The organism is Exiguobacterium sp. s89 (genome assembly GCF_018617735.1).
GTDB classification, from domain to species: domain Bacteria; phylum Bacillota; class Bacilli; order Exiguobacteriales; family Exiguobacteriaceae; genus Exiguobacterium; species Exiguobacterium marinum.
Genome location: NZ_JACSKS010000002.1, coordinates 585,027 through 611,582, shown reverse-complemented (window position 1 = coordinate 611,582; position 26,556 = coordinate 585,027). Strand labels below are relative to the sequence as shown.

General features: G+C 49.5%; 22 protein-coding genes. 3 read left to right on the top strand and 19 right to left on the bottom strand.

Annotated features, from left to right (window positions below; all coding sequences use genetic code 11):
* Positions 1 to 34: 34 nt before the first annotated feature.
* The 8 genes from KNO96_RS09055 to hprK all read right to left on the bottom strand — a co-directional run bounded on the left by KNO96_RS09055 (position 35) and on the right by hprK (position 7,695).
* Positions 35 to 1,030 carry a gluconeogenesis factor YvcK family protein gene (locus tag KNO96_RS09055; protein ID WP_026825435.1) on the bottom strand — a complete coding sequence of 332 codons (996 nt, stop codon included), beginning with the start codon at positions 1,028 to 1,030 and terminating at the stop codon, positions 35 to 37.
* Between the two features lies 1 nt (position 1,031).
* The gene (rapZ, locus tag KNO96_RS09050; protein ID WP_214703418.1) at positions 1,032 to 1,904 is read right to left on the bottom strand and encodes an RNase adapter RapZ; all 873 of its coding nucleotides are present in this window, start codon (positions 1,902 to 1,904) and stop codon (positions 1,032 to 1,034) included.
* Between the two features lie 120 nt (positions 1,905 to 2,024).
* Positions 2,025 to 2,978, bottom strand: coding sequence for a thioredoxin-disulfide reductase (trxB, locus tag KNO96_RS09045; RefSeq protein ID WP_026825433.1), 954 nt, complete (start codon positions 2,976 to 2,978; stop codon positions 2,025 to 2,027).
* A 68-nt stretch (positions 2,979 to 3,046) separates the two neighbouring features.
* Positions 3,047 to 4,519, bottom strand: a complete 1,473-nt coding sequence (locus KNO96_RS09040; RefSeq protein ID WP_214703417.1) for a tetratricopeptide repeat protein — start codon at positions 4,517 to 4,519, stop codon at positions 3,047 to 3,049.
* A 294-nt stretch (positions 4,520 to 4,813) separates the two neighbouring features.
* Positions 4,814 to 5,296 carry an acyltransferase gene (locus KNO96_RS09035; protein ID WP_026825431.1) on the bottom strand — a complete coding sequence of 161 codons (483 nt, stop codon included), beginning with the start codon at positions 5,294 to 5,296 and terminating at the stop codon, positions 4,814 to 4,816.
* Positions 5,289 to 5,939 (bottom strand): pyrophosphatase PpaX, encoded by a 651-nt coding sequence (ppaX, locus tag KNO96_RS09030; protein ID WP_214703416.1) that lies wholly within the window; start codon positions 5,937 to 5,939, stop codon positions 5,289 to 5,291. The genes KNO96_RS09035 and ppaX overlap by 8 nt, the downstream gene beginning before the upstream one ends.
* Complete coding sequence (gene lgt, locus KNO96_RS09025) at positions 5,939 to 6,757, bottom strand: prolipoprotein diacylglyceryl transferase (RefSeq protein ID WP_214703415.1); 819 nt, start codon at positions 6,755 to 6,757, stop codon at positions 5,939 to 5,941. The genes ppaX and lgt overlap by 1 nt, the downstream gene beginning before the upstream one ends.
* 2 nt (positions 6,758 to 6,759) lie before the next feature.
* The gene (gene hprK, locus KNO96_RS09020; RefSeq protein WP_026825428.1) at positions 6,760 to 7,695 is read right to left on the bottom strand and encodes an HPr(Ser) kinase/phosphatase; all 936 of its coding nucleotides are present in this window, start codon (positions 7,693 to 7,695) and stop codon (positions 6,760 to 6,762) included.
* A gap of 147 nt (positions 7,696 to 7,842) precedes the next feature.
* Between hprK and KNO96_RS09015 the strand changes: the two genes are divergently transcribed.
* A complete protein-coding gene (locus tag KNO96_RS09015; RefSeq protein ID WP_214699480.1) occupies positions 7,843 to 8,199 on the top strand; it encodes a hypothetical protein in 357 nt (118 codons plus the stop codon).
* Between the two features lie 37 nt (positions 8,200 to 8,236).
* Here the strand turns inward: KNO96_RS09015 and KNO96_RS09010 are convergent, their stop codons facing one another.
* The 3 genes from KNO96_RS09010 to uvrB all read right to left on the bottom strand — a co-directional run bounded on the left by KNO96_RS09010 (position 8,237) and on the right by uvrB (position 14,316).
* Positions 8,237 to 9,406, bottom strand: coding sequence for a DUF4097 family beta strand repeat-containing protein (locus KNO96_RS09010; protein WP_026825426.1), 1,170 nt, complete (start codon positions 9,404 to 9,406; stop codon positions 8,237 to 8,239).
* Between the two features lie 65 nt (positions 9,407 to 9,471).
* Complete coding sequence (uvrA, locus tag KNO96_RS09005) at positions 9,472 to 12,345, bottom strand: excinuclease ABC subunit UvrA (protein WP_214703414.1); 2,874 nt, start codon at positions 12,343 to 12,345, stop codon at positions 9,472 to 9,474.
* Complete coding sequence (gene uvrB / locus KNO96_RS09000) at positions 12,346 to 14,316, bottom strand: excinuclease ABC subunit UvrB (RefSeq protein WP_026825424.1); 1,971 nt, start codon at positions 14,314 to 14,316, stop codon at positions 12,346 to 12,348.
* Between the two features lie 462 nt (positions 14,317 to 14,778).
* On the opposite strand from uvrB, the gene KNO96_RS08995 reads away from it, so the two are divergent.
* Both KNO96_RS08995 and glpK read left to right on the top strand, forming a co-directional pair.
* Entirely contained in the window at positions 14,779 to 15,486 is a 708-nt protein-coding gene (locus KNO96_RS08995; protein WP_026825423.1) for an MIP/aquaporin family protein, read from the top strand.
* Between the two features lie 28 nt (positions 15,487 to 15,514).
* A complete protein-coding gene (gene glpK / locus KNO96_RS08990) occupies positions 15,515 to 17,032 on the top strand; it encodes a glycerol kinase GlpK (RefSeq protein ID WP_026825422.1) in 1,518 nt (505 codons plus the stop codon).
* A 66-nt stretch (positions 17,033 to 17,098) separates the two neighbouring features.
* Here glpK and KNO96_RS08985 read toward each other — a convergent pair whose 3' ends face one another.
* From KNO96_RS08985 to cccB, 8 genes are all read right to left on the bottom strand, one after another.
* On the bottom strand, positions 17,099 to 18,238 hold the full coding sequence (locus tag KNO96_RS08985) for a PDZ domain-containing protein (RefSeq protein WP_214703413.1): 1,140 nt from the start codon (positions 18,236 to 18,238) through the stop codon (positions 17,099 to 17,101).
* A gap of 43 nt (positions 18,239 to 18,281) precedes the next feature.
* On the bottom strand, positions 18,282 to 19,685 hold the full coding sequence (locus tag KNO96_RS08980) for a S41 family peptidase (RefSeq protein ID WP_026825420.1): 1,404 nt from the start codon (positions 19,683 to 19,685) through the stop codon (positions 18,282 to 18,284).
* A gap of 101 nt (positions 19,686 to 19,786) precedes the next feature.
* On the bottom strand, positions 19,787 to 21,112 hold the full coding sequence (locus KNO96_RS08975; protein WP_214703412.1) for a murein hydrolase activator EnvC family protein: 1,326 nt from the start codon (positions 21,110 to 21,112) through the stop codon (positions 19,787 to 19,789).
* A 23-nt stretch (positions 21,113 to 21,135) separates the two neighbouring features.
* A complete protein-coding gene (gene ftsX, locus KNO96_RS08970) occupies positions 21,136 to 22,038 on the bottom strand; it encodes a permease-like cell division protein FtsX (RefSeq protein ID WP_026825418.1) in 903 nt (300 codons plus the stop codon).
* Entirely contained in the window at positions 22,028 to 22,714 is a 687-nt protein-coding gene (gene ftsE, locus KNO96_RS08965; protein WP_214699510.1) for a cell division ATP-binding protein FtsE, read from the bottom strand. Before ftsE ends, ftsX begins: the two co-directional genes overlap by 11 nt.
* A 379-nt stretch (positions 22,715 to 23,093) precedes the next feature.
* Entirely contained in the window at positions 23,094 to 24,266 is a 1,173-nt protein-coding gene (tnpB, locus tag KNO96_RS08960; RefSeq protein ID WP_214703411.1) for an IS200/IS605 family element RNA-guided endonuclease TnpB, read from the bottom strand.
* 196 nt (positions 24,267 to 24,462) lie between these two features.
* Positions 24,463 to 26,067: a BCCT family transporter gene (locus tag KNO96_RS08955; RefSeq protein ID WP_214703410.1), complete on the bottom strand. Its 1,605-nt coding sequence runs from the start codon at positions 26,065 to 26,067 to the stop codon at positions 24,463 to 24,465.
* A 114-nt stretch (positions 26,068 to 26,181) separates the two neighbouring features.
* A complete protein-coding gene (gene cccB / locus KNO96_RS08950; RefSeq protein WP_026825415.1) occupies positions 26,182 to 26,517 on the bottom strand; it encodes a cytochrome c551 in 336 nt (111 codons plus the stop codon).
* Between the last annotated feature and the right edge of the window lie 39 nt (positions 26,518 to 26,556).

Here is a 26,556-nt window from a genome sequence, read left to right as displayed (position 1 = left end):
CGAGTCCCCCTCCTTTCTATCTTTCAAACAATCTTTATTTCAATTCCAACTCCTGAAACGAACGAGGTTTCTTAATCCGAAGCACCCGTTGCATGACAAGTCCGGCGATGGCATCAGAGTCATGACGGATATAATCACGGTTATAGTCGACGATATCCCCTGCGAGGACGTTCGTCCCGTAGTGTCGGAGCTTTTTCCGGTCGAAACGGACTTCTTCTGATCCATCTTCAAGATAGCGCTCTAAATAGTCTTCAGCAATCGGCTCGTTATTGACAACAATCGTGTCAATTGATGCCTTTCCGAGGTACGACTCGACGACTTTCAAATGTTTCATCGCGTCATAACCTTTCGTCTCCCCCGGTTGTGTCATAACGTTACAAATGTAGACGACCGGGACTTTCGAGCGGATGATTTCTTCCCGTACGGCCGGGATGAGTAAGTTCGGGATGATGCTCGTATAGAGACTTCCTGGGCCGAGGACGATGACGTCTGCTTCTTCAATTGCCTCAACGACCCCGGGTGCCGGCTTGATGCCGTCCTCGAGTAAGAACAGGCGTTTAATCGGCTGCTCTTGGAGCGGAATCTTGGATTCCCCTTTGACAATCGTTCCGTCTTCGAACTCCGCCGCGAGTGTCATGAGCGTCTCTGTGACCGGCAATACCTTCCCTTGTGCGTTCAAGAGCTGTGACATGACGTCAATCGCTTTCACAAATGAACCTTCACAAATGTGCGTCGCCGCCGTGAGCATCAAGTTTCCGAGGGAGTGCCCTTCTAAGCCATAGCCCGTGTCGAATCGGTATTGCAAAATTTTATCCATTAATGGCTCCACTTCCGACAACGCCAGGATGACGTTACGGATGTCTCCTGGAGGTAACATATGAAACTCATCGCGTAGACGCCCCGAGCTTCCGCCGTCGTCACCTACTGTGACGATTGCGGTAATATCGAGTGGATAATGTTTTAAGCCACGGACGAGGGTGGACAATCCCGTTCCTCCACCGATGGCCACTACTTTCCGGTCTCGTCTCATGTCACTTCTCCTTCGTCGCGTGAGCGAGGTCACGGTGGACTGTCTTCACGTTATATCGCTCGGCGAAGTGTTCCGATACTTTCTCAGCAAATGTGATTGAACGATGTTTTCCGCCCGTACAACCGAACGCCACGACAATCTGTGTCTTTCCTTCGCGCTTATATTGCGGAAGGAGGAACTCGAGCATGTCAATCAACTTTTTATAAAATGCTCGTGCCTCCGGATGTGACATGACGTAATCCTGCACTTCTGTCGTCTGACCCGTGAGCGGTCGAAGCTCAGGTATATAAAACGGGTTCGTAATGAAACGGACATCGAATAATAAGTCGATATCGAGCGGCACCCCATGTTTGAAACCAAACGACATGAAGTTGACCGTGAACGGAATCCGTTCCTCATTAAATTGTTGTAGGATGCGGTCCTTCAACATCTGTGGCTTCAAATCACTCGTGTCATAAAGCGTATGAGCACGGTCACGGAATCCTTCTAGCAGTTCGCGCTCCATCTTGATCCCAACGAGTGGCGCATCTTCAGGTGCGAGCGGATGTGAACGTCGTGTCTCTTTATAGCGACGAACGAGCACGTCTTCCCTTGTCTCTAAGTACAATAGATGTGGATGTACATTTTTCTTTTCTAAATCGTCAATGACGATGAACAGGCTGTCGATAAAATCTCTCGTGCGTGTATCAATAGCGACCGCGATTTTCGGCCGGACCGAGCTGATGACATCAATCAATTGTGGCAAGAGAACCGGCGGTAAGTTATCGACACAAAAATAGCCGAGGTCCTCGAAACTATTCATCGCGACCGATTTCCCTGCCCCGCTCATTCCACTGATGATGATCAATTCTTCTAATCCTTTAAAATCTTCCATCTCGCTGACGCCCCCTTAAAATTGACAACCGAGCCGTGTGTGCAGCTCTCTCCATCTAGTATAACGAACGTCCGAAAAAAAGAGAAGGACCGCGGTTCCCCGCAGTCCTAGCTTCTTGAATCATGCGTTTTGTTCTTGCAACGATTCGAGGAGTCCCTCGATGAAGTGTTGAGCATTTTGAGCGGCAATCGACCCGTCGTTTGTCGCCGTGACGACTTGACGGAGTGTTTTCTCACGAACGTCACCGGCAGCGAAGATTCCTGGAATGTTCGTTTCCATCGCTTCGTTTGTGACGATGTAACCTTGCTCGTTCGTGATGCCGAGGTCTTGGACGAACCCCGTAATCGGGTTCATGCCGATATAGATGAAGACGCCGTCGATTTCATGGTCTGTCTCTGTCCCGTCAACCGTGTTGACGAGACGAACCCCACCGACTTTCCCGTCTTTCTCTGTAATTTCTTTCACCGTATGGTTCCAAATGAAATCGATTTTCTCATTGTCGAACGCACGCTTTTGAAGAATCTTTTGTGCGCGGAGCTCGTCGCGACGGTGAACGATTGTCACCTTGTTCGCGAAACGTGTCAAGAAGACACCTTCCTCAACGGCTGAGTCGCCACCACCGATGACGAACAAATCTTTCCCTTTGAAGAATGCCCCATCACATACCGCACAATACGATACACCACGGCCACCGAGCTCTTCTTCACCCGGTACGCCGATTTTCTTATACTGAGCACCAGAGGCGAGGATGATTGCACGCGCTTTGTAGTCTCGGTTGTGCGCATGCACGACTTTGTATTCTGTTTCATCCGAGATGCGCTGCACGTCCCCATATGCATACTCCGCACCGAACGCTTTCGAATGGTCGAACATTTTTTGCGATAAGTCAGGACCGAGGATGCTATCGTAGCCCGGGTAGTTCTCGATGTCTTCCGTATTGGCCATCTGACCACCTGGAATTCCGCGTTCGATCATAAGCGTTGAAAGGTTTGCACGTGAAGCATATAGCGCAGCGGTCATTCCGGCAGGACCGGCACCGATGATAATGACGTCATAAATTTTTTCTTCTGTCATGTTTATTCCACCTCTGCAAGAAATTGATTGCCTTTAGTATAAGAAACCTGTACGGGTATCGTCTATCTTTATGCTTGTTCGAGTGTTCGTTTGAAAGAACGTACCTTCTCTGTCAACGTATCGACCGGAAGATGGAAGGCATTCGCACAGTCTTCGAGAATCAGCGCGTCTCGTTTTGTATAAAACATCCAGACGAGCGCAGCGGCCGATGCCGTTACGTCCAAGAATGGTTCATCAGACAACAAAAGTGTGGCAAAACGTTCATAGAAGTCACCTTCAAGACTCATCCGTTCCGCTTCCGAAACGTGTGCTTCAGCCAAGACAAGTGCGTCAAACGCACGTTTGATTCGTTCGTCTCCATTGAACGATTGACTACAGAGGTCGGCACGGCACATCTCCGCGAACGCGCGGACCGTCTCGTTCTCCGTCACCGCATTCGTGAGCGCGAGCGCTTCGAACGCCTCGTCGTCTTTAAGGTTAGAGATAATACGAATAATCTCGACTCGAGCCAAATCGCTTTCTTGACGTAGTCCCTGGACGAGCGCCGAACGAAACTCAAGGTTTTCCCTAATATCGAAGCTCTGCCTCTCTTCGAATCGTTTCATCTCTTCATTGTTCAAGTAGGTGGCTGCCTCTTCTAATCGTCCTGTCTTGTAGGCAGACACGCTGAGCCAATGCCCGAACAATGGGTCACCGCGAAACCCGTGGTCCTTCAATAAGCGCAATTCTTCATACGCACGGTCGTAGTGACCGACGAGTGCGAGTGTCGTCGCTAATTTATAACGCAAGTCGTAATGGAGCGGACGGACACGTGTGAGCGGTGTCGATAACTGGATCGCCGCTTCCGAGTGTCCTGCTTCATGAAGCAAGAGAATCGTATTTAAAATCGCATGCAAGTTTCCAGGATTTTGATCGAGTACATATTCGAGCGTCCGGAACGCCGCTTGATCATCACCGAGATAAAAGCTGACGACCGATAAATTGTTATAAGCCGGCCAAAACTCTGGATATCTCCCGATCAGGCGTTCGAGTGTCGCCTTTGCCGCAAATAACCGTCCTTTGTCGATTTGACGCTGTGCTTCTGTATGCCACGTAATCAACTCATCTTCTTCCTCGTCCTCGAGCTCTTGTTCGAGCTCAATCAGTTCAAGAAGGGATTGCACCGCTTCCGTGTAGTGACCTTTCGCGTCACGATCGAGATATTCGGATGCATAATTTGCGGCTTCTTCATATTGAGAGACATAGGCACAGTTACTCGCTAAGTGATAAAGCGCCTCTGTCGCAGTCTCGTCGAGCTCTAAAACTCGCTTCCACACGTCATTGGCGTGGTAGATCTCCCCTACTTCAAACAACAGTTCTGCGTACTGTTTATGATAGTCGACGCGATGCGTGGCTGCCGCTGTCGCTTCAGCCATGAAAAAAGTCGCTTCATCTAGGCGACCTTCACGTAACGCACGACGACCTCTATAGTAGTGGAGCTCCGCAGCGAGCGGAGATTCTGGTTCGGGTAGCGTCATTACTGCTTCATAGTTCGCTTCCATATTCTAAATCCTCCACATCATCTTTAAATCTTTTTTTAGTTGCAGGGATAAGAATACCTCACTCGAACAACGAGGGCAACTGAAAAAGTTAAAAAAAATCGCGACTATATTCCTTCTATAATGAATATTTTTTACTAGGTTCAAAAATTATTTTTGAGCGAAAATATGTTTTTTTCATTTCTGTACTTTTTTCCATTAAAAAGCGGTATCTCTTTTAAAAAAAGTGATACCGCTCAAGTATTCTTTCATCTTCTTATACAAAACATGCACGAAAACTTTTTGCGAAAAATTGTGTCAAATATGTGTCAGCGATTGTAGTTTCGCCCCGACGACTCGTTCACCCGGCAACACGTCGCGATGAACAATCGCGCCAGCGCCAACGACAGCACCGTCTCCAATCGTCACACCGGGCAAGATGGTCACATTCGCTCCGATCAATACCTCATCACCGATGACGACGTCCCCGATCCGATACTCATCCACGAGATACTCATGACAAAGAATCGTCGAATTAAACCCGATGACCGTGTTGCGACCAATCGTGATCCTCTCCGGGAACATGACGTCCGGTGTGACCATGAGGGCAAGTGCACTATACTCTCCGATGTTCATGCCGAGAAATGTCCGGTAGAGCCAACGCTTCGCCTTTACTGAAGGAAAATAACGTCCGACGAGCACGACCGCCGTGTTTTTGAAGACACGTAAAAAACGAATCGTCCGATACATCTGCCAAAGCGGATTCGGTCCGTCGATATGAAATCGCTTCGTTTTACGCACGGACGCTTACCTCATCGAGCCACGCCTCGAAATGTTCCATCGTATCAATGATGACGTCTGGCTCGAGCGATTCGAGGAAAGGACGACCTTTGAGTGCCCAACCGACTGCGACCGTTTTCGTCCCGGCGTTCTTTCCGCTGAAGATGTCGGTATCGTTATCGCCGACCATGACCGCGCGTTCTGCCGACGAATCGAGCGCCTGAAGCGCACGCTCGACCGGTTCGGCGTGAGGCTTTTCGTTCTCAACGTCATCTGCCGTCACAACAACGTCAAACAAATGATCGATGTTGAATAATCGAAGACCCCGCTCGACGACAGGACGCCCTTTCGACGTGACGATCCCCATCTTATAGCCTTTCGCATGGAGACGGTATAACCCCTCGATGATACCGGGATATTCTGCGACGAGTTGATCATGCATCGCGATATTAAAACTCCGATAGAACGCCTGCATCTCTTTCCATTCCGGTTCGTTGAGTTCACGGAACGACTTCTCAAGCGTCGGTCCGATGAATCGATAGACGTCTTCATCCCGATACGTATTTTCTGGGAAATAGTATTCGAACGTATGACGGAAACTCGCGATGATGAGCGGGTTCGTATCGAGTAACGTTCCATCCAAGTCAAATAAGAGCGTATCCATTAATCAAACAGTCCTTTCTCTGATGGGTCGTTGTACCGTTTCGCGTTGCGGCGAAGAATCATCATGACGATACCGAAGAGGATCAAGGCGATAGACACCATTTGGGCCGCACGCAAATCACCTGACATGAGACTGTCCGTACGAAGTCCCTCGATGTAGTAGCGACCAATCGAATACCAGACGAGGTAGGACAAGAAGATATACCCACGTCGTGGGTTTCCGACCATACGCCAAACGACGAGGAAGATGACCCCGATGATGTTCCAGACACTCTCATATAGGAACGTTGGAATATAGTAAGCCCCATCGATATACATCTGATTGACAATCCAGTCCGGCAACATGAGCGTGTCTTGTAAGAAGCTACGCGTCGTCTCTCCACCATGCGCCTCTTGGTTCATGAAGTTCCCCCAGCGCCCGACAGCCTGTCCGAGAAGAAGGGAAGGTGCCAAGATGTCTGTCACTTTCCAAAAAGACATCGATTTTCGCATACAGTATACGATAACGACAAGGAGTGCCCCGAAGATGGCACCGTGGATGGCAATTCCGCCTTGACGGATATCGATGATTTGCCCAAGGTTTTCTGAGTAATAATCCCACTGGAACGTCACGTAATAAATACGCGCAAAGATGATACTGATCGGGATCGACCAAATGACGACATCCACAAGTCGCTCCGAATCGTAATTGATGCGTTTCGCTTCATATAAAGCAAGAACGAGTCCGAGCATCGCCCCGAAGGCGATAATCATGCCATACCAATAAATCGGCAGAGATCCAATCTCAAATGCTACACGATCAAATGTCGGTTCTACCATGATCACAAGTCTCCTTCAGTGTCCTGAATCGCGTTTGCAAGACGTTCCGCAAACTCTTCAGCCGTATTGATTCCCATGTTTTGGAGACGATAGTTCATCGCCGCGACTTCAATGATGACCGCCAAGTTTCGGCCTGGGCGAACCGGGATCGTCAGGAGCGGGACTTCACTATCGATGATTTTCATCACGTTGTGGTCCAGTCCGACACGATCGTACACTTTGCCCGGATCCCAGTTTTCCAAATTGACGATGAGACTGATTTTTTTATGCGACCGAACCGCTCCGGCCCCGAACAACGTCATGACATCAATGATGCCAATCCCACGAATCTCAAGTAAATGACGAATGAGTTTAGGCGCTGACCCGACGAGGAGTTGGTCGCCGGTTTGACGAATCTCAACCGAGTCATCAGCGACGAGACGATGCCCCCGTTTGACGAGTTCAAGCGCGGTCTCGGATTTCCCGACACCACTTTGCCCTTTGATGAGGACACCGACGCCGTAGATATCGACGAGGACCCCGTGCATCGCCGTCATCGGCGCGAGCTCCATCTCGAGGAAGTTCGTGATTTGTGATTCGATTGAAGTCGTCACCGCATTCGTCCGCATAAGTGGAACGTTTTCTGCTTCCGCTTCTTCCTCGATTTCTTTTGGAATATCGAAACCTCGAGTGATTAAAATACCGGGTGTGTGTTCCGTACATAAAATTTTGGCGCGCTCACGACGCTTTTCTTCCGATAGGCTCGCATAAAAAGTCAATTCCGTCTTCCCTAATACTTGCAGGCGGTTTTTCGCATAGTGCGTATAGTAACCAGCAAGGACGAGACCTGGTCGACTTAGGTCGGGTGTTGCGACCGGACGATGAAGTCCTTCCTCTCCCGCAATAATTTGAAGTTTAAAACGCTCAACGACTTGAGCTGTGCGTACGATATTTTGCATCAGTATCTGCCCCTTTCACGCTCATTATTGTATCATAGCTCTTTCTATGAGAGGTTAGAGAAGTGATGAACAACGTGTCAAAAAATTGATGAAACTTTCATACATTGTGATCGTAGTAAGGGTATAAGCATAATGGGAGGTGTAGTTATGGAAGGATTATTTGGTATTGCCATCTTGTTTGCGATCGTGATCGGGATTGGTTCGCTCGTTTATATCATCAAGTCGTTGATCGATATGTGGAAAGAATATGCGGCGACGAAAAACGAGACGGTCTTACTTTTGTTCATCTTGAATATCATCGGATTCTTTTTATCGGGTGCGCTCATCTCGATGATTGTCGCCATCATCTTCTACTGGACTCGTTCGAAGTCGATGCGCCTCTTCGGAATCATCCTTTTGATTGCCGGGCCAGTTCTCTTCATCGTCTTCGCGGTCAGTGCCTTCGCGCTGTATGATACTCAGATGATGGATTGGCAACAAATCGAGTATGAAATGAATCTATAATCAAAAAAATCCCGAAGGCGGCGCCTTCGGGATTTTTTTATTGTTGATGGAACGGATTATTCAAATCGCCTGGGTCGACCGGATCGACCGGGTCAGCCGGCTCTGTCTGTTCTTCATCTAAGAATGTCGATGGTGTATACACCGAACCATGCTCTAAGTCGATGGTACCGGTACGTGTTCCCGCTTCGACTTCGATACGAGGTGTTTGACCTCGACCAGACAAGAATTCAAGTCGACGTTGAGCGACGTCCTTGCGGTCACGGATAATCTCGAGTTCATCGAGCAAGCAATGAAGACCTCCGAAGTTCGTTTCTAGTTCACCTTCGACCTCGACACCGTGTGGCAATACGAGTCGAATGTTCCCGGCTAGCGAGGCGAGTTCGAACTTGGCAGGACGAGCCGTTGCCAGTTCCGCACGAATATTTCCGTTCCCTGTCTTAAGGGAAGCTTTGTCGTATTTCCCGCCGATAATGACGGCACCGTTTCCGGTACGGACATGAACGAGTTCCGCTTCTACGCCTTCGATTTCGACCGTCCCGTTGCCAGTATTCAACAGTAGTTCCGATGCATGCACGTCATTTAGCACGACGCGACCGTTCGCGGTTTGTACACGGACGTTCTCGACGTCGAGACCATCGGCCCGGACTTCCCCGTTCAATGTTTGGACATGAAGATGGTTAAAATGGTGATGCGGGATGTACAATTCCACATGGGCCCGGACAAGCTTGTCCCGTAGCGAGACGACGAGACGGTCGCCGATGACGGAATGTTTGACGGCCGACTGTAACTGCTCGAGCGCCTTGTCCGCATCTTGTTGGCGAAGCGGACGTCCCGTTACAATCAGTTCACAGTCTTCGGCATCAGACGATACAATCGTCGCCGATGCGTTGAAAAGATCAAGTGAGATATCGCTGCCTGTAAACGGGAACGACTTCGAGTACGTCACTTCCGGTCCGAAATTCGAGCTGAATGTAAAGTCACTGTCACGAAGTTTCGTCACGAGCCCTTCCATCGCAGACGTCAGTTTCGTCGTAAGCGATTCGACCGAGTACGCATCGACCTTCTCCGTATCCTGTCGTTCTTCAAGCGCTTGAACTTGTTCCGGTTCGAGTCGCTCGAGACGTTCGAGTTGCGTCATCCCCTCCTCAATCGTCATCTTGCCTTCCTTCACTTGCTGGAGAATCAGTTCACGCATTTCTTGTTTCACGTTCGTTTTCCCCCTTCAATTTGATTGCACGTCAATTAACTTCCCGTTTCTCACCATTTCTATACTTATTTCTTTTTTCCTGCTTTCGGTTTCACACGGGCCGCATCACGTTCAAGGACTGGTTTCAAATATTTGCCGGTATAAGAAGCCGCGACTTCAGCGACTTCTTCCGGTGTGCCGGTCGCGACAATCTCGCCGCCACCGTCACCGCCCTCTGGTCCGAGGTCGATCAAATAATCCGCCGACTTGATGACATCGAGGTTATGTTCGATGACGAGCACCGTGTCTCCGTTCTCGACGAGACGTTGCAACACTTTCAACAAACGGGCGATGTCGTCGACATGAAGTCCGGTCGTCGGTTCATCCAAAATATAGATGGTCTTCCCGGTCGAACGCTTATGGAGCTCTGATGCGAGTTTGACACGTTGTGCTTCCCCACCTGAAAGTTCTGTCGCCGGCTGTCCAAGTTTCATATAGCCGAGACCGACGTCAAAGATCGTCTGAATCTTCCGTTTGATTTTCGGAATTTTGTCAAAGAATTCAAGACCCTCTTCAATCGTCATATCGAGCACGTCCGCAATCGTCTTCCCTTTATACTTCACTTCGAGCGTCTCCCGATTGTAGCGTTTCCCGTGACAGACTTCACACGGCACGTACACGTCCGGTAAGAAATGCATCTCGATTTTGATGATTCCGTCACCCCGACACGCTTCGCAGCGACCGCCTTTGACGTTGAAGCTAAAACGCCCCTTCTTATATCCACGCATCTTCGCTTCGTTCGTGGAGGCAAATACGTCACGAATGTCATCGAAGACACCTGTATAGGTCGCAGGGTTCGAACGTGGCGTACGACCGATTGGGGATTGGTCGATATCGATGACTTTATCGATATGATCGAGACCTTCAATCTTCTTATGCTTCCCTGGTTTCGCTTTGGCACGGTTCATATTGTGGGCGAGTGATTTATAGAGAATCTCATTGATCAATGTCGATTTACCAGAGCCCGAGACACCCGTCACTGCGACGAACATCCCGAGTGGAATCGACACGTCGACGTCTTTTAAGTTGTTCTCTTCTGCCTTGACAATCTTTAAGAAACGTTCGTCCGGTATCTTGCGTTCAACGGGAAGCGGGATGAACTTCTTCCCGGCGAGATATTGTCCGGTGAGCGAATTCTTGTTTTTCATCAGTTGTTTCGGTGTACCGGCAGCGATGACCTGTCCCCCATGCTCCCCGGCGCCTGGTCCGATGTCAATCAAGTAGTCCGCTTCCATCATCGTATCCTCGTCGTGCTCGACGACAATGAGCGTGTTGCCGATGTCCCGCATCTGTTTGAGCGTGGCGATCAAGCGGTCGTTATCGCGTTGATGGAGACCGATCGACGGCTCGTCTAGGACATATAGGACACCCGTGAGGCGCGATCCGATTTGCGTGGCGAGACGAATCCGCTGTGCTTCCCCACCCGAGAGCGTTCCCGCAGCACGAGAGAGTGTCAAATAGTCGAGACCGACGTTATTCAAGAAGCTGAGCCGTTCTCGAATCTCCTGCAAGATGAGACGCGCGATTGCGATATCTTTCTCACTCAACTGTTCATTTAGCCCTTCGAAGAAAGCAAGTGCGTTCACGACCGACTTCTCCGTCACTTGTCCGACGTGCTGGCCGATGATTTTGACGGCGAGCGACTCTTCTTTCAAACGATAACCGTGACAGGTCGGACAGGCATGTGTCGCCATATACATTTCCATCTGCTCACGAATGTAATCGGATGTCGTCTCCCTGTAACGGCGCTCAATGTTGCGAAGAACCCCTTCAAAGAAAATCGTGTTCGTCCGGACTTGACCAAAATCATTCTCGTAGCGGAAGAGGAAGGATTCCTCAGTTGACCCGTTCAAGACGAGCTCTTGGTCACGCTTCGACAGACGCTCAAACGGCACGTCCATATCGATATTAAAATGTGCACACATCGCTGCAAGCAGCTGCGGATAGTACTGGGAACTCGTTGGTTGCCACGCGACAATCGCCCCTTCTTTTAACGTCTTCGACGGGTCCGGGATGACGAGTTCTGGGTCGACGTCTAGTTTCGTCCCGAGACCATCACACGTCGGGCAAGCGCCGAATGGTGAGTTAAACGAGAACATACGGGGTTCGAGCTCGCCGATTGAGAAACCACAGATCGGGCAAGCATGATGTTCGCTAAAAAGAAGCTCTGTGCCATCCATCTTGTCGATGATGACACGTCCGTCAGCGAGACGTAACGCCGTCTCAAGTGAATCCGCAAGACGGCCTTCGACATCCGGTCGGACGACGAGACGGTCGACAACGACCTCAATTGAATGTTTTTTATTTTTGTCGAGCTCGATCTCATCTGTCAATTCAATCGTTTCTCCATTGACACGGACACGGACGAACCCTTCTTTTTTCAACGAATCAAATACTTTCACATGCGTTCCTTTACGCCCCGATACGATTGGTGCCAAAATCTGAAGACGCGTCCGTTCCGGTAATTCCATCACCTGATCGACCATCTGGGAAATCGTTTGACTCGAAATTTCAATTCCGTGGTTAGGACAGACCGGCTTCCCGATTCGCGCGAATAAGAGTCGGAGATAGTCGTAGATTTCCGTCACCGTACCGACCGTCGACCTCGGGTTACGACTCGTCGTCTTTTGGTCGATCGAGATGGCCGGACTGAGTCCTTCAATCGTATCGACGTCCGGCTTATCCATCTGACCGAGAAACTGACGGGCATACGCCGACAAGCTCTCGACGTAACGTCGTTGTCCTTCAGCGTAAATTGTGTCGAACGCAAGCGAAGACTTCCCGGAACCGGACAAGCCCGTCAAGACGACGAGCTGGTCACGTGGGATGTCGATGTCAATATTTTTCAAGTTGTTGACGCGTGCCCCTTTAATGACAATCGCATTTTTCTTTTCAGCCATTTAATTCCCTACCTTCAACTCCAAGATTAAGTCACGCAATTCGGCCGCACGTTCGAACTGGAGATCGCGCGCCGCTTGCTTCATTTCTTCTTCCAACTTGGCAATTGCCGCCTCGCGTTCCGCCGGCTTCATCGTACTGAGCGACTCTAACGCCTCTTCTTCGGCCTCGACCGTTGCTCGGATGACCCCTCGGACGTCTTTTCGAATCGTCTGTGGGGTGATGCCATGTTCTTCATTGTAAGCTTGTTGAATCGTTCGCCGACGGTCGGTCTCTTCAATCGCGCGCGTCATCGAGTCGGTCATCTTATCCGCGAACAAGATGACGTGCCCGTTCGAGTTCCGGGCCGCCCGTCCGATCGTCTGGATAAGCGACCGGTCTGAACGAAGGAACCCTTCCTTGTCGGCATCGAGAATCGTGACGAGACTCACTTCCGGGATGTCTAGCCCTTCCCGCAGCAAGTTGATTCCGACGAGGACGTCGTATTTTCCGAGACGAAGGTCACGGATAATTTCAATCCGCTCGAGCGTCTTGATCTCAGAGTGCATATAGTTAACTTTGATTCCGGCCTCCCGTAAGTAATCAGACAAGTCTTCCGCCATTTTCTTCGTGAGCGTCGTCACGAGGACACGTTCCCCTCGCTTGATGCGCTCGCGGATCTGATCCATCAAGTAGTCGATCTGTCCTTTGATCGGATGAATCTCAATTGTCGGGTCGAGGAGACCCGTCGGTCGGATAATCTGTTCAATCATGTCCGGCGTATGTTCGAGCTCATACGGGCCCGGTGTCGCCGAGATGAAGATGGCCTGGCTCAACTTCTTCTCGAACTCGTCGAACTTGAGCGGCCGGTTGTCCTTCGCCGACGGCAGACGGAAACCGTGGTCGACGAGCACTTGTTTCCGTGCTTGGTCCCCGTTATACATCCCGCGCACTTGCGGGAGCGTCACGTGCGACTCATCCGCGATGAGCAAGAAGTCTTTCGGGAAGTAATCGATGAGCGTGTACGGTGTCGCGCCTGCCTCCGTCAAGTTCAAATGGCGCGAATAGTTCTCGATGCCTGAACAGTAACCCATCTCACGCATCATCTCGAGATCGTAGTTCGTCCGCTGCTCGAGACGTTGCGCCTCGAGTAACTTGCCTTCTTCACGGAACTTCTCAAGCTGTTGTTCGAGTTCGGCCTCGATGTTGACGATCGCTTTTTGTAACTTTTCATCACGCGTGACGAAGTGGGATGCTGGGAAAATCGATACATGCTCGCGATCGGCGATGATTTCGCCGGTAAGCGGGTCCATCTCGCGAATCCGATCAATCTCGTCCCCGAAAAACTCGACACGCAAGCACTGCTCGTCACGTGATGCCGGGAAGATTTCAACGACGTCCCCCCGGACACGGAACCGACCCCGTTGGAAGTCGATGTCGTTCCGTTCATATTGGATGTCGATCAATTTGCGAAGCATTTGATCGCGCCCCATCTCTTTCCCGACACGAAGACTCAAGACGAGACTGTTATATTCTTCCGGGTTACCGAGACCGTAGATGCACGATACCGAAGCGACGATGATGACATCATCGCGCTCGAACAGAGCCGAGGTCGCCGAGTGGCGAAGTTTATCGATCTCATCGTTAATCGAAGCATCTTTTTCGATAAACGTATCGGTCGAAGGCACGTACGCCTCTGGCTGATAGTAATCGTAATAGCTGACGAAATATTCGACGGCGTTGTTCGGGAAGAATTCTTTGAACTCGGAGTAGAGCTGTCCGGCGAGCGTCTTGTTGTGGGCGAGGACGAGTGTCGGTTTCTTCACTTCCTGGATGACATTCGAGACGGTGAACGTCTTCCCCGTACCGGTCGCCCCGAGGAGCGTCTGGTACCGTTCACCCCGATTCAAACCTTCGACAAGCTGTCGAATCGCTTCAGGTTGGTCACCTCCTGGTTGAAATTCAGATTGTAATGCAAACGGAATTGATTCCATAAGATACTCCTCACCTTCTCATTTCATAAGTGTCTTAATTATACCATATACACGAACAAATATTCGCTTCTCAACTTTTACTGAGAACGTCTTTATAGAAGAAACGTCATTTGTGCATCGCTTAATATTTTTCCTTAACCGTCTCAAAAGAAACATTCAAATCGTTCAGAAAGATCCATTTGTTCAATTTGTAAAGGTTACTTTTGTAACATAGGAGACGAATGACCAAACAATGGACCATATTCCTATTCAATTGAAATCCCCCCAGTTTTCATGATGAATCATCTATTTCTTATTAGTTCCGCTCTCTACTCATCATTTTTATGAAGTTTACAGGTGTAAATGTGAACATTTTTAGGAAAAAAGTATGATTTTTGAAAAACGCTGTTTTAAAACGCTTACATTTTGGGCATATAATGAAGTGGTAAGTCAAATTGCATAAGGGAGAAAGGGGAGTATCACATGTCAGCATTTGTCAGTGAAATTATTGGTACGATGCTATTGATTCTGCTCGGTAACGGTGTCGTCGCCGGCGTCGTCCTCCGCCATTCCAAAGCGGAAAACTCTGGCTGGATTGTCATCACAATGGGTTGGGGTCTCGCCGTTATGGTCGGGGTCTACGCAGCCGGTATTTACGGAGGTGCACACATCAACCCTGCCGTCACGATTGGTCTCGCGACAGCAGGCGAATTCCCATGGGCGGATGTCCCACTCTACATCCTCGCTCAGTTTATCGGAGCCATCATTGGGGCATGTTTGGTTTATATCCACTATAAACCGCACTATGATGCAACGGACGACCCAGGTTTGAAACTGGCGACGTTCTCGACGGCTCCTGGTATTCGAAGCACACCTTTCAACTTGATTGGTGAGATTATCGGAACGTTCGTCCTTGTCTTCGGTCTATTGTCATTCGGGGCAAACACCTTCGCGGACGGACTTAATCCGCTCATCGTCGGCTTCTTGATCGTATCGATCGGTCTTTCGCTCGGTGGTACGACCGGGTATGCAATTAACCCGGCACGTGACCTCGGTCCACGTATCGCTCACGCATTTCTTCCGATTAAAGGAAAAGGATCGTCAGATTGGGGATATTCATGGATCCCGGTCGTCGGTCCAATTATCGGCGCGATTATCGCCGCACTCATTTATGGCCTTCTCGTCTCGTAACACAATATTTTGAAGGAGGAAATCACATATGGCGAAAGAAAAACGTTATATTTTAGCACTAGACCAAGGAACGACAAGTTCACGGGCAATCATCTTTGACCATGACGGAAAAATTGTCACGGTCGCACAACGCGAATTTAAACAGTATTTCCCAAAACCAGGCTGGGTCGAACATAACGCCAATGAGATTTGGGGTTCTGTCCTCGCCGTCATGGCGGAAGCATTTGGTTCGGCAGACATCGATCCGAACGAGATCGCAGGAATCGGAATCACGAACCAACGTGAAACAGCAGTCGTTTGGGAGAAAGAAACAGGACGCCCTGTATATAACGCAGTTGTTTGGCAATCACGACAAACCGCTGACATTTGTGAAGAACTAAAAGCAGCCGGTCATTCTGATATGGTGCGTGACAAGACGGGCCTTCTCATCGATGCTTACTTCTCTGGGACAAAGGTCAAGTGGATTTTGGACAACGTCGAAGGCGCACGTGAAAAAGCCGAGAACGGAGAACTTCTCTTCGGTACAATCGACACGTGGCTCATCTGGAAACTTTCAGGTGGAACGGCCCACGTGACAGACTACTCGAACGCGTCCCGTACACTTATGTACAACATCTATGAACAGAAGTGGGATGACGAATTACTCGACATCTTAACGGTACCGAAGTCGATGCTCCCTGAAGTCAAAGCTTCAAGTGAAGTCTACGCAAACACAATCCCGTATCACTTCTTTGGATTTGAAGTACCAATCGCCGGAGCCGCAGGTGACCAACAGGCTGCCTTGTTCGGTCAGACGTGCTTCGAAAAAGGGGAAGGGAAAAACACGTACGGCACGGGTTGCTTCATGCTTATGAACACAGGGGAAGAAGCCGTCAAATCAGACCATGGTCTCTTGACGACGATTGCTTGGGGCTACAACGGTAAAGTCGAGTATGCACTCGAAGGATCGATTTTCGTTGCCGGTTCTGCGATTCAATGGCTCCGTGATGGATTGCGGATGTTGAAATCAGCGAAAGACTCGGAGCAATACGCGACACGGATCGAGTCGACAGAGGGGGTTTACGTCGTACCAGCCTTCGTTGGACTCGGTGCACCTTATTGGAACTCTGACGTTCGTGGCGCTATCTTCGGCCTCACACGAGGAACGGAAAAAGAACAGTTCGTCCGTGCGACAATCGAGTCACTCGCTTATCAGACACGTGATGTCCTCACGGCGATGGAGAACGACTCAGGAATCAACTTGAAGACACTCCGCGTCGATGGCGGGGCCGTCAGCAACAACTTCCTCATGCAGTTCCAATCAGACATTCTCGACGTTCCAGTCGAACGTCCTGAAGTGAGCGAAACGACTGCACTCGGTGCTGCCTACTTGGCAGGTCTTGCCGTTGGATTCTGGAAAGACCAAGCTGAAGTCAAAGAGCAGTGGAAACTCGACAAGAAATTCGAGCCGAACATGGACGAATCTCACCGCGAGGCACTCTACAAAGGTTGGCAACACGCTGTCGAAGCAACAACAGCATTTAAACCATCAAAACTTGACGTATAAGAAGAATGGGCATCCTCAAAGGGTGCCCTTTTTCAGTACAAAAAAGAGTACCCTTGACGGATACTCTCACAGTTTGCGAAGACGGACACGCGGACTCGTCGGTTCCCCGACGAACAAGATGCCAAGTTCATGCGGATCGGTCTCATACATCGCCCGTTGAACGAATCGGATATCACCGTTCAAGTTCAACACTTCGAGCTTAATATAAGGTTTATGTTGCTGGAGCGCCTCATAGAAACTATGCCCTCCCGTGATGACTGTTCCATTGACTTTGTAGATGGATTCACCCGGGATGAGTTGCATCGCTTCCCCCGGTGAATTCGGGAGCGTGTCAACGATGACCGCCCCGCGATTGCCATTGATAAAGACAGGTGTCGTGCCACGATTTTCTCGTTTGATCCACTGTAATCCGAGTTCATAGAGAACGAATAGTGTAATCAATACATAGTCGATATACGGAATCTCCCACGTATAGGATATACCGAACAAAATAAGGGCGATCAATGCGAGCATCGCACGATAGTTACTCAACCGTGCGAGAAGTGTCCCCGGCAAGGCACCGGTCGACAGTAAACTGACCCCAATCGGAATCGGCAGAATGATTGGGATCATCGGCAAATCAAGACCGAACATCGGCGGTAAAAAGACAACGAGCGGGAAAAACCAAACCCGTTTGACGACGTGTCCTCCGATGAACTGCCCACGTTTGGACAAGATTAGTGTCGGTGACGTCTCTTTTGGTCCATCCCATCGTAATAGAATCGCTTCCGCGAGTGTGACGAGCCCGAACGTCAATGCATAGACCGTCCAATCGACTCGGGCAAGCTCTCTCACCCAATCACTGAATGCCCCATATGCGACAATATCACGTAACATGACGACACCGAATATAATGAGGAGCGGCAACACTGGGTTAAAGAATCGCGGATGCATCGTCAAGACGACGAGCGTGTAAAGAATTGTAAACGAAACTGCCCATTCAAATGTGATGGTCGTCTCCAGTAAAATCGTTGCGGTTGATGAGAGGACCGCCAGCAGGAGACTCGGCCAGATGAAATGCTTCCATTCCGACTTTGGTGAGCGGCGTCTCGAACGAAACATGGCCCGTTCCCGTTTGACTCGGGTCATTGATATGTACGTAAGGGCGACGAGCGTCACCCAAAACAGTGGACTACCTAACAACGTCAATAAAGCCGTAACACTCATTCGTACAACTTCCACGCGGTCCAACCCTTTCTTTCATACAACGTTATTTTGCGGCTTCTTCTAGCGCTCGATTCAGTTGAGCATCGTTTTCCTCATCTTGAATCGCCTCGAGTAGCTTCGATTCGAGTGCCGAGGCTGTCTCTTCATCGACTGTACCTGAAGCCGTGAGATTTTGGTCTGCCTGGAACGCTTTTACGGCCTCTGCCATCGTATCGCCGTAATATCCGGGTTGACCGCCTGGCTCATAGCCGATTCCAGTTAAAATATTGTGCAAGTTCGACACGGAGTCGCCATAGTCCCCAACTTTTAATGACTCTTCTTCTGTTAGCACGCGGGTTACATTGAAGAAATCCGGTTGCTTCACTTCGATGTCCGGCTCGATCCCTTTTTTGTTGATCCAGTTCCCGTCCGGTGTGAGCCATTTGCTCGTCGTCAACTTCAAGTTACTGCCGTCTTCTAAATCGAACGCCGTCTGCACGACACCTTTCCCGAATGTCTTCGTGCCAATGATTGTCGCACCGGCCCCTTCTTTCATCGCACCTGTCAAAATCTCGGATGCCGAAGCAGAGCCCTCATCCGTCAAGACGAAGAGGTCATACGGTTTTGCTTCACGGGCACGACCATTTTGAGCGTCACGATCCCCGTCCGCATTTTCGATTTGGACGACCGGTTTCGATGTCGGGACGAACCCTTCAGACATCTCGATGACGGCAGGTAAGAGCCCCCCCGGATTTCCACGAACGTCGATAATCAAGCTATCGATGTCGTCTGCTTCAAGTTGCTCGAGTTGCTCGAGAAACTCATCGGCTGTCGGTTCTGAAAATTGAGTAACTTGAAGGTAGCCAATCTTTTTACCATCTATTTCTTTCACTTCAGAGAACACGGTCTCAATCGGAATCGTGTCACGTGTGATTTCATAGTCCGCCGTCTGACTGCCACGGCGAATCGTCAGCGTGACCGTCGTCCCTTTCTCTCCTCGAATCAGCTGGACGGCTTCCTGTACATCCATCCCCTCAATCGACTCACCGTCGACCGCTGTGATGATGTCGCCCGGGCGAAGTCCTGCTTCTTCGGCCGGAGCGCCTTTGATTGGAGCGACAATTAAGATGTCTTCTCCTTTCTTCTCCAAAGTTGCGCCAATTCCTTCAAAACTCGATTCAATCGAGTCGGTAAATTGTGATGTTTCTTCTGCGTCTAAGAAGTCAGAGTACGGATCGTTCAGTGCTGCGGTCATACCGTCGAGCGCGCCTGTCAATAAGTCATCTTCTGAGATGTCTTGTAACGAATGCGCCTCAATCAAATCACGTACTTGATCGACTTTATCCCAGCCTTCCGCATTCGTTTGAATCGGAAGAGAAGTGTCTGTAAATGCCATCGTCGCAAGGCCTGCACCGGCCCCAGCCACGAACGTTGTGCCAGCGAGTAGTCCTGCGGTTGAATTTTTCACGGGTTGGTCCCTCATTTCTCTTTGTAAGTCTTTTCATTAGTATAGCAAAAACGAAAGGAAAAGCGGACGCGTTCCACATATTTGGGACGCGTCCGCTTGAATTAATAGCCAATATACGGGGCTGGGTCAATCGCATTCGGCTGTCCCGGCGCCCATTTCCCTCGATGTAACTCAAAATGGAGATGCGGTCCGGTCGACCAACCCGTGTTACCGAGCGTCCCGACTGTCTGTCCTGCCGCTACCTGTTGTCCGGCACCGACCGTGATTGCATTCAGATGAGCGTAGACGGTCGTCCAAACCTCTCCATTCATAACATGTGAAACAAACACGACATTCCCATATCCGGTCGCCGGTGCAGCTTTGATGACGACACCTGGTGCACTCGCAACAATCGGTGTCCCTGAAGCATTGACGAGGTCGATTCCCTTATGAATCTCCGAGACACCTGTCAAAGGATTGTTTCGAGGACCAAACGGGCTCGACACATATCCTGACACAGGGCGGACGAATCCGTTCGACGTTGAAACGTTCGTCGGTGTTTCAGGTGGTACCGTCACCTCAGGCGCCTCTTTCACTTCCGATTCTGAGTCACGCGCTTCCGCCTCGGCTCTTGCCCGTTCTTCGGCAGCACGCTTTTCAGCTTCCTGTTTGGCACGTTCGGCCGCTTCAGCGGCTTCTCGCTCGGCAATCGCTTCGAGCTGTTCGCTGATGATTCGATTCTGTTCGGTCATGACGGCCTGTTCTTCACTGCGTGTCATCTTCTCAAGTTCGAGTTGTTCGACTTGTTCGTTCAGTTCGACCAACAGATCACGCTTTTTCTCGGCTGTACGGTCGAGGTCTTGCTTCGTGATGACGAGCTCACGCTCTTTTTGCTTGATGAACGAGAGTTGGGTACGTTGCGTCGACTCAAGCGACTCTAGGCGTTCCATCTCACTCATATAATTATGTATGAGCTCCCGGTCCTGTTCAGCGATTGTGCGGGCCGTCATGACCCGTGTCACGAAATCGCCGAAAGAGCGGGACTCAAAAATGACTTGTAGATAGGACGTATCTTCATGTACTTGCAAGACACGAAGGCGCTCGTTTAAAAGTTCCTTCTGGTCTTCCAAGTATTTTTCTTGAACAGAAAGTTGTTGGCGGGTCGTCTCGAGCTCTCCACGGGCCGTGTCGACTTCGTGTTGTTGAATCGCGATTTGTTCGCTTAAATCATTCAACCGATCATCGACGACGTGAATTTCTGTCTTTACAGCATCACGCTCTGCCTCTGTGACCTCAAGCTCGGCATCCGTTTCAGCCTGCGCATTTTTCGATTCCTCCAACTCATTGGACAATCGATCTTGTCGAGCTTTTAACGTGTCTTTCTCTGTCGCCATGACAGGCATGGCAAGTAATGATACACACAACCCTAGCGCAAGCGAACGTTTCATCCGCCAACTCCTCCTTATTTAAGTTAGATTTTCAAGAAACGACCGAGCGATGTCGTCGATCCCCAGATCCCGATGAACGCACCGAGTGCAAGTAAGACAAGCGATACTTGGACTGTGAGCGTCGATGGATCAATCAACTTAAATATATCACTATTCAATTGATCAAGCGATGGTTGTAAAGCACTATATGCGACGTCATATCCGAAATAAATGACAAGAATCGGGACAAGAGCCCCAAGCATTCCGAGAACCAATCCTTCAATGAAAAATGGCCAGCGGATGAAGCTGTTCTTCGCTCCGACGAGTCGCATGATTTCAATCTCGCGGCGACGTGAGAAAATTGTCATTTTAATCGTATTCGAGATCAAGAACATCGCCATCAATGTCAATCCGACAATCAACGCGAGTCCACCGATGCGAATCCCGTTGAAGAAGGCGAACATTTTATCAATGTAGTCTTTTCCGTATTTCACATCGTCGACGTTATCGAATGATTCGACCGATTTTGCAACTTCCTCTAGTTCTGTTGGGTCTTGGGCTTTGACGATATAACGGGCGTGGAGCGGGTTGTCTTTTTCAACCGTGCCATAAGCAGCCGCATCGTCCCCAAGTTGGTTTTGGAACTTGGCCAATTCATCTTCTTTCGAACTGAACGTAACCTTCGACACACCCGGTACCTGTTCAATATTCTGTCCGAGTTTCTCGACTGAGCTCTCATCCGCCGTACGGGTGATGAACACTTGAATCTCGACATCGTTCTCTACATTGTCTGAGATTTCATTTACATTGAACATGACGAGTGCAAATACACCGACAAGTAACAAGGTGATCGTCACGGCACTAATTGCCGCGAACGACATCCATCCATTTCGAAGCGTTCCTTTGAACCCTTCACGCAAATGGCGCAATCCAGCCTTAAACATCATAGCCATATGCTCCTTTCTCTTCATCGCGAACGACTCTTCCATTCTCAATCGCGATGACACGGTGGCGAATCTTATCGACGATGTCACGGTTGTGTGTCGCCATGACAATTGTTGCCCCACGGCGGTGAATTTCTTCAAACACTTCCATGATGCCCCATGCTGTCTCCGGGTCTAAGTTCCCTGTCGGCTCATCGGCGATAATCAGCTTCGGTTTGTTCACAATCGCTCGTGCAATCGAAACCCGTTGCTGCTCCCCACCAGAAAGCTCATCTGGATAGTTGCGTGCCTTGTTTTTCAATCCGACAAGATTCAACACGTCCATGACTTGCTTACGAATCGACGTCGTGTCAGCCCCAACGACTTCTAATGCGAACGCAACGTTTTCATACACCGTAAGTGATGGAAGTAATTTAAAGTCCTGAAAGATGACACCGAGTTGACGGCGCAACTTTGGTACATGACGATCCTTGATTTTACCGACATCGAGTCCGTCAATCAATAATTGACCTTCCGTCGGTTTCTCCTCGCGATAAATCATCTTCATGAATGTCGACTTTCCGGCACCGGAAGGACCGACTACATAAAGGAACTCGCCGTCGCGAATTTCTAAATCGAGGTCATCCATGGCAACGACGCCGTTTGGATATACTTTACTGACTTTTTGCATCGATATCATAACGTATTCCCTACCCTTTTTAAAATATTTTTATGCATCTATGACGAATTGGAATCATTTGTTTTAGTTACTGTATATTTCGCCTAGAGTCTTTTTTACAGGAAATACCCCTCTCTGTCAAGGAGTCATTTCTCGTTTATCGCCTTGCCAAAAAATCATCTAGGGCATTGTTGAAGCGACTACAATTATATCAATCCGACTTTTAAAACACCATTACAGGATTGTTTCAGTTCGATTGAGTTCAGTGGGAAAATGTCGTCATGAAATTCTATTGCACCAATTTGACCTCCATTATGAAATTCAGTTGAACTACCCCCACCTACGCTTCGCTTAGAGGTGGAGGATTCCTGAGTCATCCGACCTGACAGTCGGAACCTGATCAGGCTAGCCCCGTCGTCCCGACGGTTAAAGAAGCCAACATGCGTTCGGCTTCTTGTCTGAGGTTCAGTCCTGCGTTCACATCGCGGTCGTGGTGGACCCCGCAATTCGGGCATGTCCATTCACGCAAACCAAGATGCTTCACGTCTTTGTGTCGATGGCCGCAACTCGAACAGAGCTGGCTCGAGGCGAAGGTCTTCCCGACCTTCACGACGGTCTTCCCGTACCAGTCGGCCTTATACTCGAGCATGCGAAAGAACTCCGACCAACTGACCTCGGAGATCGACTTGCTCAACTTGCGGTTCTTACGCATGTCCTTCACCTGCAGGGTCTCGATGCCGATGACGTCGTGGTTTTTGACGATCTCGGTCGACACCTTGTGCAGGAAGTCGGTGCGTCTGTTGGCGATTTTCTCATGGATGCGTGCGACTTTCCGCTTCTGCTTCTGGTAGTTCTTCGCCTCGGAAAGTCTCACTTTCTTGTTCCGGGCGATGCGCTGACGGCGGGACAACTTGCGTTGCTCCCGTGCCAGCTTCTTCTCGAGGGTGCAGAAGTAACGGTCGTTCTTGTATACGGTTCCGTTTGATAGGGTGGCGAAGTTCTTCAATCCGACGTCGACGCCGACCGATGAGCCGGTCTTCGGCAGTTCACCGATCTCCAGCTCTACGAGAAGGGAGACGAAGTATTTGCCCGAAGCCGTGCGTCGGATCGTGGCGTTCAGGATGCGACCCTCGACCTGTCTCGAGTTGGCGAACCGCACCCATTTCAGCTTGGGGAGTTTGAGTGTGTTCCCGACAATCGAGACCTCGGGGAGCTGGGACTTCCCCTGGATGTTCGCCGTATAGGATTGGACGGGGTTACGCTTCGACTTGAAACAGGGATGATTTCCCTCCTTCCTGAAGAACTTCTTATACGCGTCGACCAGGTGTTTGACACTGTTCTGGACGGCCGTGCTGTCCACTTCCGTCAACCAACTGAATTCTTGCTTGAGTATGGGAAGGTCTTTCGAGCAGGCGTCATACGACAGTCCCTTGCCATTCGCTTCATAGGCCGCGTCCCATTTCGACAGGAAATGGTTGAACACGAACCGCGAACCGCCGATCGTCTTGGCGATCAGGACCTCCTGTTCCTTCGTCGGGTAGATCCGGAATTTATAGCCCTTGTGCTTCACCATGTGACGTTCACCCCTTTGAAGATATTTTACCCGAAAGAGAGGCTGGCGATTCATCTCCCACTTTCACGCAAGCCCTGTCCTTAACGTTTAGAAGCGGGAGTATTCTCGCATAATTTAGATAAAAAACACCCCGTAGAAGCTGGATGTCCATGTCCAACTTCTATGGGGCGGTTCACTATACAGATGTTTTCTTCTATCAATCTGCCTTGTCTTTCAATACATCGAACGGGGTACGCTTTTTCTTTCGGTACTGAATATGAATCGTCGGTGACTCATATTCATCTTGCGCCCGGATGTCGCTGCTTGAGACACGCATAAACGACCATCCGAGTAAAATCATGATAAATATGAGGGGGAAACCACCGACAATACTTGCTGTTTGTAAAGTTTCAAGTCCTCCGAGGAACATTAGTGTGAGAGGCATGATCGATAGTGCGAATGCCCAAAACAGTCGATTCCATACGAGTGGTTCATCTTCCACATGCTTTTGAGTGACTGATGCCAAAATATATGACGAAGAATCGAACGTCGTCGCCAAGAAGATAATGGCGAGGACAGTGAACACCCCAACTACCGCACTTCCAAATGGCAATTGACTAATAATCGCAATGATTGTCGGGGCCGGTCCGTAAGTAGCCATATATGAGATGACATCTAATGTTCCACTTAGGTGAAGGTATAGTCCATAATTTCCGAGAACTCCGAAAAACAGTACACACCCAAACGTCCCATAAACCATCGTTCCGATGATCATGCCACGAATCGTCCGACCACGCGAGATCCGTGCCACGAATAATCCGACGAATGGAGCATAGACAAGCCACCATGCCCAGTAGAATACAGTCCACGACTCAGGGAATCCCGTTGAAGTAAAGCCACCAAAATCACCAAATGGCTCCATCCACGTCGCCATTCGGAAGAAATTATCCATAACAATCCCAACACCGTTGAATGTTGTCTCTAAGATAAAGCGTGTCGGTCCAAATACAAATACAAATGTTAAAATTCCTAATGCAAGCCAAATGTTCAAGTCACTCAGTAATTTGATTCCTTTATTCAATCCAGCATAAGAGCTAACTGCAAAAATAACCGTACAGACTAGCATAATCACTGCTTTCATCCCGAGTGATACAGGGATTCCCGTCAATTCACTGATTCCTTCGGCAATCATCGGCGTACCGAGGGCGAGTGTTGTCCCTGCGCCTCCAAGAAGACCAAAGATGAATAAAATATCAATCACTTTTCCAAGTGGACCGTCTGAACGATCACCGAGAATCGGACGGACCGCTTCACTCACCTTCAACACGGATATGCGTCGTACATAATAGAAATAGGCAATCGGGAGTGCAGGCAGCGTATAAATCGCCCACGCAATCGGTCCCCAGTGGAACATTCCATATGCCGTCGACCATTGAATGGCTTCTGTTGATTCTGGTGTGAGACCAAACGGTGGTCCTTCGTAATAGTAAACCCATTCAATCACCGACCAGTAAAGAATACTTGACCCAATCCCAGCAGCGAACAACATCGCCGCCCATGAAAAGTTACTAAATTCAGGTTCCTCATCTTCGTCGCCCAACTTAATGTGCCCGTTCTTACTGAAGGCAACGTAGATCAAAAATCCGAATGCGCCAAGCCCAAGCGCTAAGTATAATATTCCAAAGTTTGATGTCATATACTCATTTGCCATCCCGACTAAAGCCTTACCTGTTTCCGGGAAGAAAATAAGAGGTAACGTCACTGCTAACAGTAAGATTACTGATCCAATAAATGTTGGCCAGTCTATTAATTTTGTCCTCAAAACCATATCACTCCATTTCTGTAATCTCTTATTACCATACCAATAAAACAGAAAATTGCAACAATTAATCAAAAAAACCACAGGATAGTCAACGCTATTCCTGTGGTGCCTATCTTATTTTTTTTCAGCGAGCCAAGCGGCAACCGCCGTGATTTCTTCGTCTTTTTCAATGACGTTCGCAGGCATTGCACCTTGACCGTTACGAATGACGTTCTCAATATCTTCTGCCGACAGATTAGCGCCGACTTGCTCGAGTGACGGACCACTCATTCCTTCAAGGTTCGCACCGTGACATGCCGCACAGTTTTGTGCGTACACCGCTTCCGCGTCAACCGATGCCGTGTTCGAGCCCGAATCCCCGTTGCTCGACGTATCTTCCTCTTCACCGCCGCCACATGCGCCGAGTGTCAGCATGGCACCAAGGCCAATCGCCATCATCCATTTTTTCATAACCACGTTCCCCTCCTAAGTTGTAGAAATGACCTACAT